The organism is Pseudomonas sp. GD04015, from assembly GCF_029837675.1.
GTDB lineage: Bacteria > Pseudomonadota > Gammaproteobacteria > Pseudomonadales > Pseudomonadaceae > Aquipseudomonas > Aquipseudomonas paralcaligenes.
The window spans coordinates 62,372-75,850 of record NZ_JAOEEE010000004.1 but is presented as its reverse complement, the minus strand read 5'-3'; the positions used below and the strand labels follow the sequence as shown (position 1 = coordinate 75,850).

The following is a 13,479-nucleotide window of genomic DNA, read 5'->3' as shown; positions in this document are numbered from 1 at the left end:
TCAACCTGCGCTCAGTATCTTTTCGAGGATCGCCCGACTGGCGAAGCCATCGCCATAAGGCGCGTGCGAGTCGCTCGATCGGCCGCCGGCGGCTTTCGCGAATGCCTCGAGAATGCGTTGCCGGGAAGCCCCCACGATCTGGTTCCAGCCCAGTTCCACCGTTTCCACCCACTCCGTTTCGTCACGCATGGTGATGCAGGGCACCCGATAGAAGAAGGCCTCCTTCTGCACACCGCCGGAGTCGGTGAGTATGACCCGCGCCGCCTGCTCGAGTGCCACCATATCGAGGAACGACAGCGGCTCTACCACGGTCAGCGCCTCCAGCAGGCGTTCCAGCCCGTGGTCGCCGATCAGCTTGCGGGTGCGCGGATGCAGCGGCAGGACCACCGGCAGTTCGCGGCCGATCTCGGCCAGCGCGGAAAGGATTTCGGTCAGGCGCTGTGGATCGTCGGTATTCTCGGCGCGGTGGCAGGTTGCCAGCGCGAAGCCGCCTGGTGCCAGCCCCAGCGTGGCGAGGATCCGGCTGTCCGTCCTGGCGCGTTCGCGGTAGTGCAGAGCCACGTCGTACATCACGTCGCCCACGTTATAGACGCCTTCGGTGACGCCTTCCCGGGCAAGGTTCTCCACGGCCATGGCCGTGGGACACAGCAACAGGGTCGAGACGCGGTCGGCGAGGATGCGATTCACCTCCTCCGGCATGCGCATGTTGAAGGAGCGCAACCCGGCCTCGACATGCGCCACGGGAATGTGCAGCTTCGCCGCCGCCAGCGCGCCGGCCAGGGTGGAGTTGGTGTCGCCGTAGATCAGCACCCAGTCCGGCCGCTCGTCCAGCAGTATCCGCTCGATGCCTTCGAGCATGCGGCCCGTCATCGCGCCGTGGCCGCCGCCTGCGATTTCCAGGTTGTAGCGCGGGGCCGGGATCTCCAGTTCGTCGAAAAACACCTGGGACATGTTCGGGTCGTAGTGCTGCCCGGTGTGAACCATCACCTCTACGGCCTTGCCCGGATGCCGGAGAATCTCCCGTGATACCGCCGCCGCCTTGATGAACTGCGGGCGGGCGCCGACGATGGTCAGGATCTTGCGGCTCATGCGAGGCTTCCTTTCAGGGTGCTGACGACGTGGTGCTGGGCGCTCTCGTCCAGGTACGGGTGCATCGGCAGGCTCATTACCCGCTCGGCCACGGCATCGCCGAACGGCAGGCTGGCCAGGTCGTCCCGGACCGCCGGCTGGCGGTTCAGGGGAATCGGATAATGCACCGCGGTAGGAACGCCGGCTGCCTTGAGGCTTTCCTGGACCTGGTCCCGACCCTCCACCTGCACCGAATACTGCGCCCAGGCGCTCTGGTTGTGAGGCTCGACGAAGGGGGCCGCGATGCCGGCGTCTTCGAGAAGCTGGGCATAACGACCGGCCACTGCCTGCCGCAGTTCCAGTTCTCGCGGGAAAATCTCCAGCTTCGGTAGCAGGATGGCCGCCTGCAGGCTGTCCAGGCGGCTGTTCACGCCGACGCGGATGTGGTGGTAGCGGCGATCCTGGCCGTGGCGGGCAATCTGGCGCAGGACCCTGGCCAGCTCCTCGTCGTTGGTGAAGATCGCGCCGCCATCGCCGTAGCAGCCCAATGGCTTGCTCGGGAAGAAGCTGGTGCAGGCGATGGTGGTCAGGTTGCAGGAGCGCTTGCCCCTGTAGGTCGCGCCGAAGCTCTGCGCGGCGTCCTCGATCACCGGAATGCCATGCCGGGCGGCGATGGCGTTGATGGCGTCGAAGTCGGCGCACTGGCCATACAACGAAACCGGGATGATCGCTTTGGTTCGCGGGGTGATGGCCGCTTCCAGCAGTTGCGGATCGAGGTTGTAGGTGCGCGAGTCGATGTCCACGTACACCGGCTTCGCCCCCAGCAGGGCGACGGTCTCGGCGGTGGCGATATAGGTGAAGCCGGGGGTGATGACTTCGTCGCCCGGGCCGATACCCAGCGCCATCTGGGCGATCTGCAGCGCGTCGGTGCCATTGGCGACGCTGATGCAGAACCTGGCGCCGACGAAGGCGGCGAGCCTTTCTTCCAGCTCGCTCACTTCCGGTCCCAGGATGTACTGTCCATGTTCCAGCACACGCTGGATACCGGCATCGATTTTTCCCTTGATCAGCGCCTGCTGCGCCTTGAGGTCGATGAACTCGATCATTGCGCCTCCTCCTTGGTCAACGCCTTGCCCCTAAGCACATAGCGGGCACCGGTGTGGATGCATGGTGCGCTACCCTCACCCTCCAGCGGCAGCTCGAGCTGTTCGCCGAACTCGCTCATCCAGCCGATCTGCCGCGCCGGCACGCCAACCATCAGGGCGTAGGCCGACACGTCCTTGTTGATCACCGCGCCGGCCCCGACGAAGGCGAACTCGCCGATGGTCACGCCGCAGACGATGGTGCAGTTGGCGCCCAGGGTGGCCCCTTTCTTCACCAGGGTGTCGCGGTACTCGTCCTTGCGTTCGATCAGCGAGCGCGGGTTGTAGACATTGGTGAAGACCATGCTCGGCCCGCAGAACACGCCTTCTTCGAGCGTGACGTTGTCGTAGACCGAGACGTTGTTCTGGATCTTGCAGTGGTCGCCGATGACAACCTTGTTGCCGACGAACACGTTCTGCCCGAGCGACACGCCCCGCCCGATGCGGGCGCCGCCGCAGACATGCACGAAATGCCAAACGCGCGAGCCTTCGCCGATCTGCGCGCCGTCGTCGACGATGGCGCTGGGGTGCTGGTAATGGCTCATGGCTCAGCCCAGCAGACGCGCGAGGAACGGGTGGTCTTCGCCGTCCTGCGGGCGACTGGGGGCCAGGGTGCGGATAGTCTCGACAGTCTCCACGCAGTGGCGGGCGTCCTCGATACCGTAGCCCTGGCCGTCGAGGATGGCCTGGTAGCTGACCGTATGCAGGTCGGTGAAGCCTTCGGAGAACTCGATCTCGCTGCCGTCGCAGGTGATCGAGCGATAGGTCGGCTTCTTGCCCTTCACCGAATCAGGCAGATCGCCTGCGTCGATGGAGAGGAACCAGCGCACCCGGGCCTTCTCGTACTCCAGGTAACCCGCTGCCTTGAACTCGTTGGCGAAGTGGACCACGTTGCGCTGCAGCTTGCCGAAGATGAAGTGCAGCATGTCGTAGAAGTGCACACCGATGTTGGTGGCCACGCCGAAGGATTTGCGCGGGTCGCCCTTCCAGCTCTCCATGTACCACTTGCCGCGACTGGTGATGTAGGTCAGCTCGACCTCGTGCTTGTGCGCCTGGCCACCCGTCTCGACCTTCTGCTTGAGGTCGATGATCGCCTGGTGATGGCGCAGTTGCAGGATGTTGTAGAGGCGCTTGCCGGTTTCACGTTCGACCAGAGCCAGGTCGTCGAGCATGGCGGCATTGGGTACCAGCGGTTTCTCGCAGATCACGTCGCAACCCAGGCGCAGGCCGGCGGTGATGTGCGGATGGTGCAGGTAGTTAGGCGAACACACCGACACGATGTCCAGCGCGGTGGCCGGATCGCGTTTCTGGCGCCAGGCATAGTCGTAGAAACGCTCGAACTCGGTGAAGAACTCGCTCTGGGGCGAGAGGCTGTCGATGATGCCGACCGAATCGTTGATGTCGTAGGCGCAGGCCAGCTCGTTGCCGGTGTCTTTGATGGCGCGCATGTGGCGTGGCGCGATATAGCCGGCAGCGCCGATGAGAGCGAAGCGTTTCATGAAGCGAGTCCCGTGAGTCGGTGATGGAAAGGCCGGCGTTCGCCGGCCCCCGATGGTCAGGCCTTGATGACGTTGTCCGCCGGCGCCCGGTATTTGCCGCGGCTGTCGACGATCAGACGGGCATGACTGCGGATCAGCTCATAGTCGAAGCGGTCGTGATCGGTAGCCAGCACGACCGCATCGAAGGATGCCAGGTTCTCGGCGGTCAGCGCTTCGCTGGACAGCTCGAAGTGATGCTCGCGCATCTTCGGGAACACCGGAACGTGCGGATCGCTGTAGGCCACGATGCCGCCCTTGGCCTCGATCAATTCCATGATCTCCACCGAAGGTGACTCGCGCATGTCGTCGACGTTCTTCTTGTAGGCGATGCCCAGCACCAGCACGCGACTGCCCTTGAGCGCGCGCCCCTGGTCGTTCAGGCCATCCATCAGCTTGCCCAGCACGTATTCGGGCATGGCCTTGTTCACTTCGCCGGACAGCTCGATGAAGCGGGTATGCAGGCCGTACTCCCGCGCCTTCCAGGTCAGGTAGAACGGGTCGATGGGAATGCAGTGGCCACCCAGGCCGGGGCCGGGGTAGTAGGGCGTGAAGCCGAACGGCTTGGTCGCGGCGGCATCGACCACCTCGAAGATGTCGATGCCCATGCGGTCGGCCACCACCTTCATCTCGTTGACCAGGCCGATGTTCACCGCGCGGTGGATGTTCTCCAGCAGCTTGGTCATTTCCGCCGCCTTGGTCGAGCTGACCGGCACCACCTTGTCGATGGCCTGCTCGTAGAGCGCGATGCCGACCTGCAGGCAATCCGGCGTGTGTCCGCCGATCACCTTGGGGATGGTGCGCGTCTCGAAGTTCGGATTGCCCGGGTCTTCGCGCTCCGGCGAGTAGACCAGGAAGAGGTCTTCGCCCACCTTCAGGCCGCCTTCCTGTACGCGGGGCAGCAGTTCTTCCTCGGTGGTCCCGGGATACGTGGTGCTCTCCAGCGAGACCACCTGCCCGGGGCGCAGGTAGGGCTTGATGGCATCGGTGGTGTTGATCACGAAGCTCATGTCCGGCTCGCGATACTTGTTCAGCGGAGTGGGTACGCATAGGATCAGGGCGTCGCATTCGGCGGCGCGGGCGAACTCGGTGGTCGCTTCGAAACCCGATGCGCGAGCCTGGGCGATGTGCTCGCAGGCAATGTGCTCGATGTAGCTCTGGCCGGCATTGAGCCGGTCGACCTTGGCCGTGTCGATATCGATGCCGAGCACGCGGAATCCTATGGCGTTATAGCGCAGCATCAGCGGCAGGCCGACGTAGCCCAGGCCCACGATTCCGATGATGGCTTCCTTGCTTTTGAATCTGGCAACTGTCGCTTGGGTCCTTTCAGACATCCATTACTCCAAATACGGCGCTCATGGCTCAACGAGGGATAGATAGGTAGCGATGACGGGGAACTTGTGACGAGACAGATATTCGGAGCGATTCAGGGTGTCGCGCCAGGGTTCTTCGTCGGTTTTCCCGAAAGTGGAGGCAAGTGCTACGAAAGCGGAGCGAGATTCTTTAGGCGGTCTAGCGCCCGGGAGCCTCGCTGAAATGTCTTGTTATGGTGGCGGGCGATTGTATGGGCATTGCCCGGAAATGTGAATTTCAGCCGATATTCTGACGTCAACTTCCGTGACGGGTGCCCCTGACCTACCACTCATGCAGCAGTGCCGGAAGCTCGCCGAGGCTGCGGATTTCCCTGTCCGGCGCCTCGTCACCTTCCCAGGTCCGGCCGTTCGGGTTGAACCAGATGGCATGCATTCCGGCGGCCTTGGCGCCGGCGATGTCGTCGCCGGGGTGATCGCCGATGTGCACGGCCTGTCCTGCCTCGACTCCGGCGTGTTGCAGCGCGGTTCGGAACGGATGCGGATCGGGCTTGCCGATGCCCAGTTCCTCGGCGCACAGGGCAAAGCGGAAGTAGTCGGCCAAACCCAGGCGGCGCACGTCGGCGTTGCCGTTGGTGATCACCCCGAGGGTGTAGCGCATGGCCAGGCGTTCGAGGGTCGGATGGACCTCGGGGTACAGCTGGACCTGGTGACGCGCGGCGAGGAACACCTGGAAGCCCAGTTCGGCCAGATCATCGGCCTCGCCCTGTGGGTAGCCGGCATCGAGCAGGGCGTGCAGCAGGATGCGTCGGCGCAGTTCGCTGAGGCGGTGCCTGAGGCCAGGGTCGGTCTCCATCAGGCGGGCGCGGATCGCCCACAGGTGTTCGATCGGCACCGGGCCGAGGCGCGGCGCCTCGGTGGCCAGCCAGTCGCGCAGCGCGGCCTCGGCGCTGTGCATCACCGGGGCCACGTCCCACAGGGTGTCGTCGAGGTCGAAGGTGATCAGGCGGATGCTCATGAGGTTTCGCTCTTGCGCTTGGCGCGTGGGTGGGCGCCGTCGTAGACCTTGGCCAGGTGCTGGAAGTCCAGGTGGGTGTAGATCTGGGTGGTGGCGATGTCGGCGTGGCCGAGCAGTTCCTGCACGGCGCGCAGGTCCTGGCTGGACTCCAGCATATGGCTGGCAAAGGAGTGCCTGAGCATGTGCGGGTGCAGGTGCTGGCCCAGCTCGCGCACGCCGGCCTCGCGCACCCGCAGCTGGATGGCGCGTGGGGTCAGGCGTCGGCCCTGGCGGCCGACGAACACGGCGCCGTCCTGCGGGTTGCTCAGGGCGCGCAATGGCAGCCAGGCCTCCAGGGCTTCGCGGGCCTTGCGCCCGACCGGCAGCTCGCGGGCCTTGTTGCCCTTGCCGCGCACGCGCACCAGGCCGGCGGGCAGGTCGAGGCCATCGAGATCGAGGCCGACCAGTTCGGACAGGCGCAGGCCGGAGGAATAGAAGAGTTCGAGCATGGCCTGGTCGCGGCGGGCGATGAAGTCGTCTTCCACCGCGCCGTCGAGCAGCTGGGCCGCGCGGTCGGCGTCCAGCGCGCGGGGCAGGCGGCGCTCGCCCTTGGGCGCGGACAGCCCGGCGGCCGGATCGTGGCGGCACAGGCCCTCGCGGCCGAGGTACTGGTAGAAGCCGCGCACTGCCGAGAGCAGGCGCGCCAGGGAGCGGCTGGACTGGCCCTGGGCGTGCAGGCGGGCGACGAAGCTGCGCAGGCTGCGGGTGTCGAGGTCGGCCCAGCTGGCAATGCCGTTCTTCTCGCACAGGGCGAGCACTTTCAGCAGGTCGCGGCGGTAGCCGTCGAGGGTGTGCGGCGAGACCTGGCGCTCGCTGCGCAGGTGTTCGAGGAAGGCGTCGAGGTCGGCTGCAAGCTTCAAGCGACAAGCTCCAAGTAAGAGCGTCCGGCCGTTCTCTTGCAGCGCGAAGCTTGTGGCTTATAGCTGCTCTTAACGTACCGAGCGCAGCGGCGCGGCGAAGCGTGGCAGCATGCGGGCCAGCACTTCGGCAATGTAGCCGAGGAACAGGGTGCCGAGGCTGCTCTTGTAGTGTTGCGGGTCCGGGCTGCCGATGGCCAGCACGCCGTGCAGGCCCTGGTGGCTGAGGCTGACCACGGCGGCCGAGCCGACCTGGGTGTGCTCGGCCTCGCCGAAGAGGAACGCCAGTTCGTTGGGGCGCAGCACGCCGCAGGTGGTCTTGCCGCCGCCGAGCAGGCCGCCGATGGCCTGGTGGGCCTCGGCCGAGCTGACCGAGCGGCCGACGCCCAGCGGCGTGTCGCTGAACAGGATCAGGCTGGCGAAGGGCACCTGGAACTCGTGGCGCAGGCTGTCTTCCACCGCGCCGATCACCTCTTCCAGGCTGGCGGCGTCGAGCAGGTCGAGGACCAGGCGGCGGGTCTTGTCGAACAGGCGGTCATTGTCGCGGGCCACGTCCATCAGCTGCGACAGGCGATGGCGCATCTCGATGTTGCGCTCGCGCAGCAGCTTGACCTGGCGCTCCACCAGCGACACGGCGGTGCCGGGCTGGTGCGGAATGCGCAGTTCGGGGATCAGTTCCTCGTGGTCGACGAAGAATTCCGGGTGCTGCCGCAGGTAGGCGGCGACGCTCTCGGCATCCAGCGGAATCTGATCCTGCGTACTCATAGGCGAACCTGTCCTTCGTACACGCGAACGGCGGGTCCGGTCATCATAACCGGCTCACCCGGCCCTGCCCACTCGATGGAGAGCTTGCCGCCCGGCAGTTCCAGCTGCACGGGCGAATCCATCCAGCCCTGGCGGATGGCGGCGACGGCGGCGGCGCAGGCGCCGGTGCCGCAGGCGCGGGTCTCGCCGGCACCGCGTTCCCACACGCGCAGGCGCGCCTGCTTGCGGTCGACGATCTGCAGGAAGCCGACGTTGACCCGCTGCGGGAAGCGCGGATGGTGCTCCAGCTTCGGCCCCAACTGATGTACGGGGGCCGTGTCGACGTTATCGACGCGCAGCACGGCGTGCGGGTTGCCCATGGACACGGCGGCCAGCTCATGGCGCTGCCCATCCACTTCGACCGGGTAGCTCAGTGCCTCGGCCTCGGCCTGGAACGGAATCTGTGCCGGCGCCAGGCGCGGCGGGCCCATGTCCACGGTGACCTGGCCGTCCGGGCGCAGGTTGAGTTCGATGATGCCGCCCTTGGTCTCGACCCTGACCTGCTTCTTCACGGTCAGGCGCTTGTCCACCACGAAGCGGGCGAAGCAGCGCGCGCCGTTGCCGCACTGCTCCACTTCCGAGCCGTCGGAATTGAAGATGCGGTAGCGGAAGTCCACGTCCGGGCTGGTCGGCGCCTCCACCAGCAGCAGTTGGTCGAAGCCGACGCCGGTGTGGCGGTCGCCCCACTGCTTGGCGTGCTTGGGCTGGATGTGCGCGTGCTGGCTGATCAGGTCGAGGACCATGAAGTCGTTGCCGAGGCCGTGCATCTTGGTGAAGCGCAATAGCATGATCGCGCCCTCACTGCGGCAGCAGGCTTTCGCCGGCGTAGAGTTCCTCGAGGGTCTCGCGGCGGCGTACCTCGAAGGCCTGCTCGCCATCCACCAGCACCTCGGCGGCGCGGCCGCGGGTGTTGTAGTTGGAACTCATGACGAAGCCGTAGGCGCCGGCCGAGCGCACGGCCAGCAGGTCGCCCTCGGCCAGCGCCAGTTCGCGGCCCTTGGCCAGGAAGTCGCCGGTCTCGCAGATCGGCCCGACCAGGTCGTAGGCGCGCGCCTCGCCCTGGCGCGGCTGCACCGGGGTGACGTCCATCCACGCCTGGTACAGGGCCGGGCGGATCAGATCGTTCATGGCCGCATCGATGATGGCGAAGTCCTTGTGCGCGGTGTGCTTGAGGTATTCCACGCGGGTCAGCAGCACGCCGGCGTTGGCGACGATGGAGCGGCCCGGCTCGAACACCAGGGCCAGATCGCGGCCTTCGAGGCGCTTGCGCACGGCGGCGATGTAGTCGCTGGCCAGCGGCGGCTGTTCGTCGCGGTACTGCACGCCGAGGCCGCCGCCGAGGTCCAGGTGCTTGATCCGGATACCTTGCTCGGCCAGCTGGTCGACCAGCAGCAGCAGGCGTTCGAGGGCGTCGAGGAAAGGCGGCAGGCTGGTCAGCTGGGAGCCGATGTGGCAGTCCACGCCGACGACTTCCAGGTTCGGCAGCGCGGCGGCGCGGGCATACACCTCGGGCGCCTGCTCGATGTCGATGCCGAACTTGTTCTCCTTCAGGCCGGTGGAGATGTAGGGGTGGGTGCCGGCGTCCACGTCCGGGTTGACCCGCAGCGAGATGCTGGCGGTCTTGCCGGCTTGCGCGGCGACCTGCTGCAGGCGTTCCAGCTCGTCCACCGACTCGACGTTGAAGCAGTGCACGCCGACTTCCAGGGCGCGGCGCATGTCGTCGCGGGTCTTGCCGACGCCGGAGAACACGATCTTCGCGGCATCGCCGCCGGCGGCCAGCACACGCTCCAGTTCGCCGCGGGACACGATGTCGAAGCCGGCGCCGAGGCGCGCCAGGACGTTCAGCACGCCCAGGTTGGAGTTGGCCTTGACCGCGAAGCAGACCAGGTGCGGCATGCCGGAAAGGGCATCGGCGTAGGCCCGGTACTGGGCCTCGATGTGGGCGCGGGAATAGACGTAGGTGGGCGTGCCGAAGCGTTCGGCGATGGCGGACAGGGCCACGCCCTCCGCGAACAGTTGCCCGTCGCGGCTGGTAAAGGCTTGCATGGAACCCCCTTAGAGGAAGACGTCTTTGTCGCGTTCTTTGACGGTCTTGTCGTCGTCGGGCAGGTACAGCGGGCCTTTCTGGCCACAGCCGGCGAGGGCGGAGGCGAGCACGGCGAGCGCGATGAAGGGCAGCAACAGGCGCTTCATGGTGGAGTCCTTTGCGAAATCGAGAATGAGCCGGAGTATACCGACCCCCCGCCGGCTTGCCTATGCGCGTCCGGCGGGCCCGCCAGGACGGTCGCACTGGCGTCTCCGGCTTGCCCGCGGCGGTGTTTTTGCGGCTAGCATGGACGAAAAAACGGAGCCCCGATGGACGCCCCCGCCACACTCGCCAGCTCGGTTTCGGTCGCCTACCTGCAGGGCCTGCTGGACCATCTCGCCCGCCAGGGCTTCGCCAGCGAGCCGCTGCTGGCCAAGGTGCACCTGAGCCCGGCCATCCTCGCCCAGCGCGACCAGCGCATCGCCGTCAGCGCCTACCTGGAGCTGCTCGCCGAGGGCGTGCGGCTGACTGGCGACCAGCACCTCGGCCTGCACCTGGGCGAGGCCATGCGTCCCGGCTACTACGGCGTGCTCGGCTACCTGATCATGAGCTGCGCGACCCTGGCCGACGCCCTGCACCGCCAGGCCCGCTACGCCACCCTGGTGGGCAACCTCGGCCGGGTCGACCTGGCCGACGAACCGCCCCGCGATGGCCTCGAACCGCAAGTGGCGCACAGCTGGCAGCCGCTGGTGCGCGAGCAGCAGCGCCAGCACAGCGAGGAAACGCTGGCCGGCTGGCTGACCTTCGGCCGCTGGATCACCGGGCTGCAGATCCCGCCGACCGAGGTGCGCTTCCAGCATCCGGCGCCCGCCGACACCTCCGAGCACCGGCGCATCTTCGGCTGCCCGGTGCTGTTCGGCCAGGCCGACAACGCCCTGGTCTTCCCCCGACTCCTGCTGTCCGTGCCGCTGGCCCAGGCCGACGCCCAGCTGCGCCGGTTGCTCGACGCCCACGCCGACCGTCTGCTCGGCCAGCTCGACCAGGGTCACAGCGTGCTCGACCGCGCCCGCCGCGAACTGGCGCGCCAGCTGCCGGAGCAGGGTGCCGACTTGGAGCGCCTGGCACAGAGCCTCGACCTCAGCGCGCGCACCCTGCAACGGCGCCTGCGCGAGGCCGGCCTGTCGTTCAGCGGATTGCTCGACGAGACCCGCCACCAGCTGGTGCTGCACTACCTGCGCGACCCGGCGCTGGAGCTGGCGGAGATCGCCTTCCTCGTCGGCTTCAGCGAATCCGGCTCGCTGGCCCGCGCCTTTCGCCGCTGGACCGGGCAGAGCCCCGGCGCCTACCGGCAAAGTCTGCTAGATTCCGCACCCCATCCCTGAGGACGTTGCCATGAGTTTGAGCGAAGCCCGTTTCCATGACCTGGTCGATGCCGCCCAGCAGGCCGTGGAGGACATTTTCGACGACAGCGACCTGGACCTCGACCTGGAAAACTCCGCCGGCGTGCTGACCGTGCGCTTCGACAACGGCACCCAGGTGATCCTCAGCCGCCAGGAGCCGCTGCGCCAGCTGTGGGTGGCGGCGCGTTCCGGCGGCTTCCACTTCGACTACGACGAGGACCAGGGCCTGTGGATCTGCGACACCAGCGACGAGCCGCTGGGCGAGCTGCTCGCCCGGGTGACCCGCGAGCAGGCCGGTGAAGAACTCGACTTCGACGAGCTCTGACGCCGTCGACTCGCCCTGCCGCCGCCAGTGCTGCCTGGACGACCGGGACGTGTGCCTGGGCTGTGGCCGCACCCTGGCCGAGATACTCGAATGGGGCCAGGCCGACAACGACCGCCGCCGGCGGATTCGCGACGACGCGCGTCGGCGCCTGGAGGCTCCGGCAGATCCCGCCTGATCGGGTGGCCTTGCTTCTTGGCCGGCTTGTGGTAGCTTCAATCAAAGCTGACTAACCGACCAAAACCCCGCCTTCGGGCGGGGTTTTGCTTTATCTGGATCTGGCCCAGGGAGGAAGACCCACGTCATGAGCAGTACACCCGCGATCATCATCACCCGCCTCGACCTGCAGCGCCTGGAGCGCCTGCTCGACAGCCTGGAGGAGTACGGCCCCGGCGCCGAGGCGCTGGAAAAGGAACTGGCGCGCGCCCAGGTGGTGGGGCGTGACGAGGTGCCGGCCGGGGTGGTGACGATGAATTCGCGCGTGCATTGCCGCGAGGAAGGCAGCGGCAAGGACTGGCACCTGACCCTGGTGTTCCCCGAGGACGCCGGCGGCGAAGGCCGTGTGTCGATCCTGGCGCCGGTGGGCAGCGCCCTGCTGGGGCTGTCGGTCGGCCAGCAGATCGACTGGCCGGGCCCGGGCGGCAAATCGCTGAAGCTCACGCTGCTGGCCGTCGAGTACCAGCCGGAGGCGGCTGGCGAGTACCAGCGCTGAGACCTGTCCAAATCCGCTGCGCGGCGTGCCTGCCGCGTTGAAGGCAATCCCGGGATGCCCTTTATCGCTTGTCTCCAGCTCGCAAGCCTTTGAACGGGTTCTGAGCGTGCTCGCTACCTGGCCAGCCGGGTGAGGATGCGGTCGAGGGCGTTGGCGAAGGCCTGGCGGTCCTTGTCCGAATAGGCGGCCTGGCCGCCGCCCATCTGGCCCTGGTCGCGCAGGTCGGTGAACAGGTTGCGCACGGCCAGGCGCTCGCCCATGTTGCGCTCGTCGAACTCCCGGCCGCGCGGGTCGAGCGCGGCGACGCCCTTCTTCACCAGCCGGTCGGCCAGCGGCACGTCGCTGCAGATCACCAGTTCGCCGGGCTCGGCCTGTTCCACCAGGTGATCGTCGGCGGCGTCCGGGCCGCTCGGCACCACCACCAGCTTCACGCAGGCGAAGTTCGGCCGGGCCACTGGCTGGCCGGCCACCAGCACCACTTCGAAACCGCGCTTGAGGGCGAACTTCACCACCTGGTCGCGGGCCAGGCGCGGACAGGCGTCCGCGTCGATCCACACACGCATGTCAGACCGTCGCGCGGCGCACTGTGGCGAGCAGCGCGGCGGCGCCGACGAACAGGCCGGCGAAGGTACGGTTCATCAGGCGCTGCTGGCGCGGCGTGCGCAGGGCACGCAGCACGCGGGCGGCCAGGCCGGTGTAGCCGGCCATGACGATCAGGTCGACGACGATCATGGTCGCGCCCATGATCAGGTACTGCATCAGCAGCGGCTGGTGCGGGTCGATGAACTGCGGCAGCACCGCGAGCATGAAGACGATGGCCTTGGGGTTACTGGCGTTCACCAGGAAACCGCGCAGCACCAGGGTCAGCGGACGACCGAGGGGGCGCACGCCGGAGCCGGCATCGAGGTCGCCGGGCAGCGCCTGCCACTGCTTGATCGCCAGCCACACCAGGTAGGCCACGCCGAACCACTTGATCGCCGCGAAGGCGGTGGCCGAGGCCGAGAGGATGGCGCCGACGCCGGCGGCGACGATGGCGATCTGCAGGGCCAGGCCGATCTGCAGGCCGAGGGCGTTCCAGTAGCCGCGCCAGAAGCCGTACTGCAGGCCGCTGGACATGGAGGCGATGGCGCCGGCGCCGGGTGACAGGCTGATCACCCAGCAGGCGACGAAGAAAGCGAGCCAGGTCTCGAGCGCCATGGCGAATACCTCGGAGGAGCGGGAAGGGGCAGGCGCAACAGCCTACGCC

Annotated in this window: 17 protein-coding genes; 4 read left to right on the top strand and 13 right to left on the bottom strand. The window is 67.2% G+C overall.

Going from position 1 to position 13,479, the window contains the following annotated elements; genetic code table 11:
• The 11 genes from wecB to N7640_RS04695 form a co-directional block, all read right to left on the bottom strand.
• The gene (gene wecB / locus N7640_RS04745; protein ID WP_279902912.1) at positions 1 to 1,089 is read right to left on the bottom strand and encodes a UDP-N-acetylglucosamine 2-epimerase (non-hydrolyzing); all 1,089 of its coding nucleotides are present in this window, start codon (positions 1,087 to 1,089) and stop codon (positions 1 to 3) included.
• Positions 1,086 to 2,174 carry a DegT/DnrJ/EryC1/StrS family aminotransferase gene (locus N7640_RS04740; protein ID WP_279902911.1) on the bottom strand — a complete coding sequence of 363 codons (1,089 nt, stop codon included), beginning with the start codon at positions 2,172 to 2,174 and terminating at the stop codon, positions 1,086 to 1,088. Before N7640_RS04740 ends, wecB begins: the two co-directional genes overlap by 4 nt.
• Positions 2,171 to 2,755 (bottom strand): UDP-2-acetamido-3-amino-2,3-dideoxy-D-glucuronate N-acetyltransferase, encoded by a 585-nt coding sequence (gene wbpD, locus N7640_RS04735; RefSeq protein ID WP_220812514.1) that lies wholly within the window; start codon positions 2,753 to 2,755, stop codon positions 2,171 to 2,173. Before wbpD ends, N7640_RS04740 begins: the two co-directional genes overlap by 4 nt.
• 3 nt (positions 2,756 to 2,758) lie before the next feature.
• Positions 2,759 to 3,709, bottom strand: coding sequence for a Gfo/Idh/MocA family oxidoreductase (locus tag N7640_RS04730; RefSeq protein WP_279902910.1), 951 nt, complete (start codon positions 3,707 to 3,709; stop codon positions 2,759 to 2,761).
• A 56-nt stretch (positions 3,710 to 3,765) separates the two neighbouring features.
• On the bottom strand, positions 3,766 to 5,079 hold the full coding sequence (wbpA, locus tag N7640_RS04725) for a UDP-N-acetyl-D-glucosamine 6-dehydrogenase (protein ID WP_279902908.1): 1,314 nt from the start codon (positions 5,077 to 5,079) through the stop codon (positions 3,766 to 3,768).
• Between the two features lie 301 nt (positions 5,080 to 5,380).
• Positions 5,381 to 6,073 (bottom strand): HAD family hydrolase, encoded by a 693-nt coding sequence (locus N7640_RS04720; RefSeq protein ID WP_279902906.1) that lies wholly within the window; start codon positions 6,071 to 6,073, stop codon positions 5,381 to 5,383.
• Entirely contained in the window at positions 6,070 to 6,972 is a 903-nt protein-coding gene (gene xerC / locus N7640_RS04715; RefSeq protein WP_279902904.1) for a tyrosine recombinase XerC, read from the bottom strand. The genes N7640_RS04720 and xerC overlap by 4 nt, the downstream gene beginning before the upstream one ends.
• 69 nt (positions 6,973 to 7,041) lie before the next feature.
• Positions 7,042 to 7,734 carry a DUF484 family protein gene (locus N7640_RS04710; protein WP_279902903.1) on the bottom strand — a complete coding sequence of 231 codons (693 nt, stop codon included), beginning with the start codon at positions 7,732 to 7,734 and terminating at the stop codon, positions 7,042 to 7,044.
• Positions 7,731 to 8,561, bottom strand: a complete 831-nt coding sequence (gene dapF / locus N7640_RS04705; RefSeq protein ID WP_279902901.1) for a diaminopimelate epimerase — start codon at positions 8,559 to 8,561, stop codon at positions 7,731 to 7,733. The genes N7640_RS04710 and dapF overlap by 4 nt, the downstream gene beginning before the upstream one ends.
• A 10-nt stretch (positions 8,562 to 8,571) precedes the next feature.
• Positions 8,572 to 9,819, bottom strand: coding sequence for a diaminopimelate decarboxylase (gene lysA, locus N7640_RS04700; RefSeq protein ID WP_279902899.1), 1,248 nt, complete (start codon positions 9,817 to 9,819; stop codon positions 8,572 to 8,574).
• A 9-nt stretch (positions 9,820 to 9,828) separates the two neighbouring features.
• On the bottom strand, positions 9,829 to 9,966 hold the full coding sequence (locus N7640_RS04695) for a lipoprotein (protein WP_220812506.1): 138 nt from the start codon (positions 9,964 to 9,966) through the stop codon (positions 9,829 to 9,831).
• A 162-nt stretch (positions 9,967 to 10,128) separates the two neighbouring features.
• Here N7640_RS04695 and N7640_RS04690 point away from each other — a divergent pair, with 162 nt between their 5' ends.
• From N7640_RS04690 to rnk, 4 genes are all read left to right on the top strand, one after another.
• Positions 10,129 to 11,181: an AraC family transcriptional regulator gene (locus N7640_RS04690; RefSeq protein WP_279902898.1), complete on the top strand. Its 1,053-nt coding sequence runs from the start codon at positions 10,129 to 10,131 to the stop codon at positions 11,179 to 11,181.
• A gap of 10 nt (positions 11,182 to 11,191) precedes the next feature.
• On the top strand, positions 11,192 to 11,524 hold the full coding sequence (cyaY, locus tag N7640_RS04685; protein WP_279902897.1) for an iron donor protein CyaY: 333 nt from the start codon (positions 11,192 to 11,194) through the stop codon (positions 11,522 to 11,524).
• Positions 11,496 to 11,699: a DUF1289 domain-containing protein gene (locus tag N7640_RS04680; protein ID WP_279902896.1), complete on the top strand. Its 204-nt coding sequence runs from the start codon at positions 11,496 to 11,498 to the stop codon at positions 11,697 to 11,699. The genes cyaY and N7640_RS04680 overlap by 29 nt, the downstream gene beginning before the upstream one ends.
• 126 nt (positions 11,700 to 11,825) lie before the next feature.
• Positions 11,826 to 12,233, top strand: coding sequence for a nucleoside diphosphate kinase regulator (gene rnk, locus N7640_RS04675; protein ID WP_220812502.1), 408 nt, complete (start codon positions 11,826 to 11,828; stop codon positions 12,231 to 12,233).
• Positions 12,234 to 12,346: 113 nt separating this feature from the next.
• Here rnk and N7640_RS04670 read toward each other — a convergent pair whose 3' ends face one another.
• A complete protein-coding gene (locus N7640_RS04670; protein ID WP_279902894.1) occupies positions 12,347 to 12,796 on the bottom strand; it encodes a YaiI/YqxD family protein in 450 nt (149 codons plus the stop codon).
• 1 nt (position 12,797) lies between these two features.
• On the bottom strand, positions 12,798 to 13,430 hold the full coding sequence (gene rhtB / locus N7640_RS04665) for a homoserine/homoserine lactone efflux protein (RefSeq protein WP_279902893.1): 633 nt from the start codon (positions 13,428 to 13,430) through the stop codon (positions 12,798 to 12,800).
• Between the last annotated feature and the right edge of the window lie 49 nt (positions 13,431 to 13,479).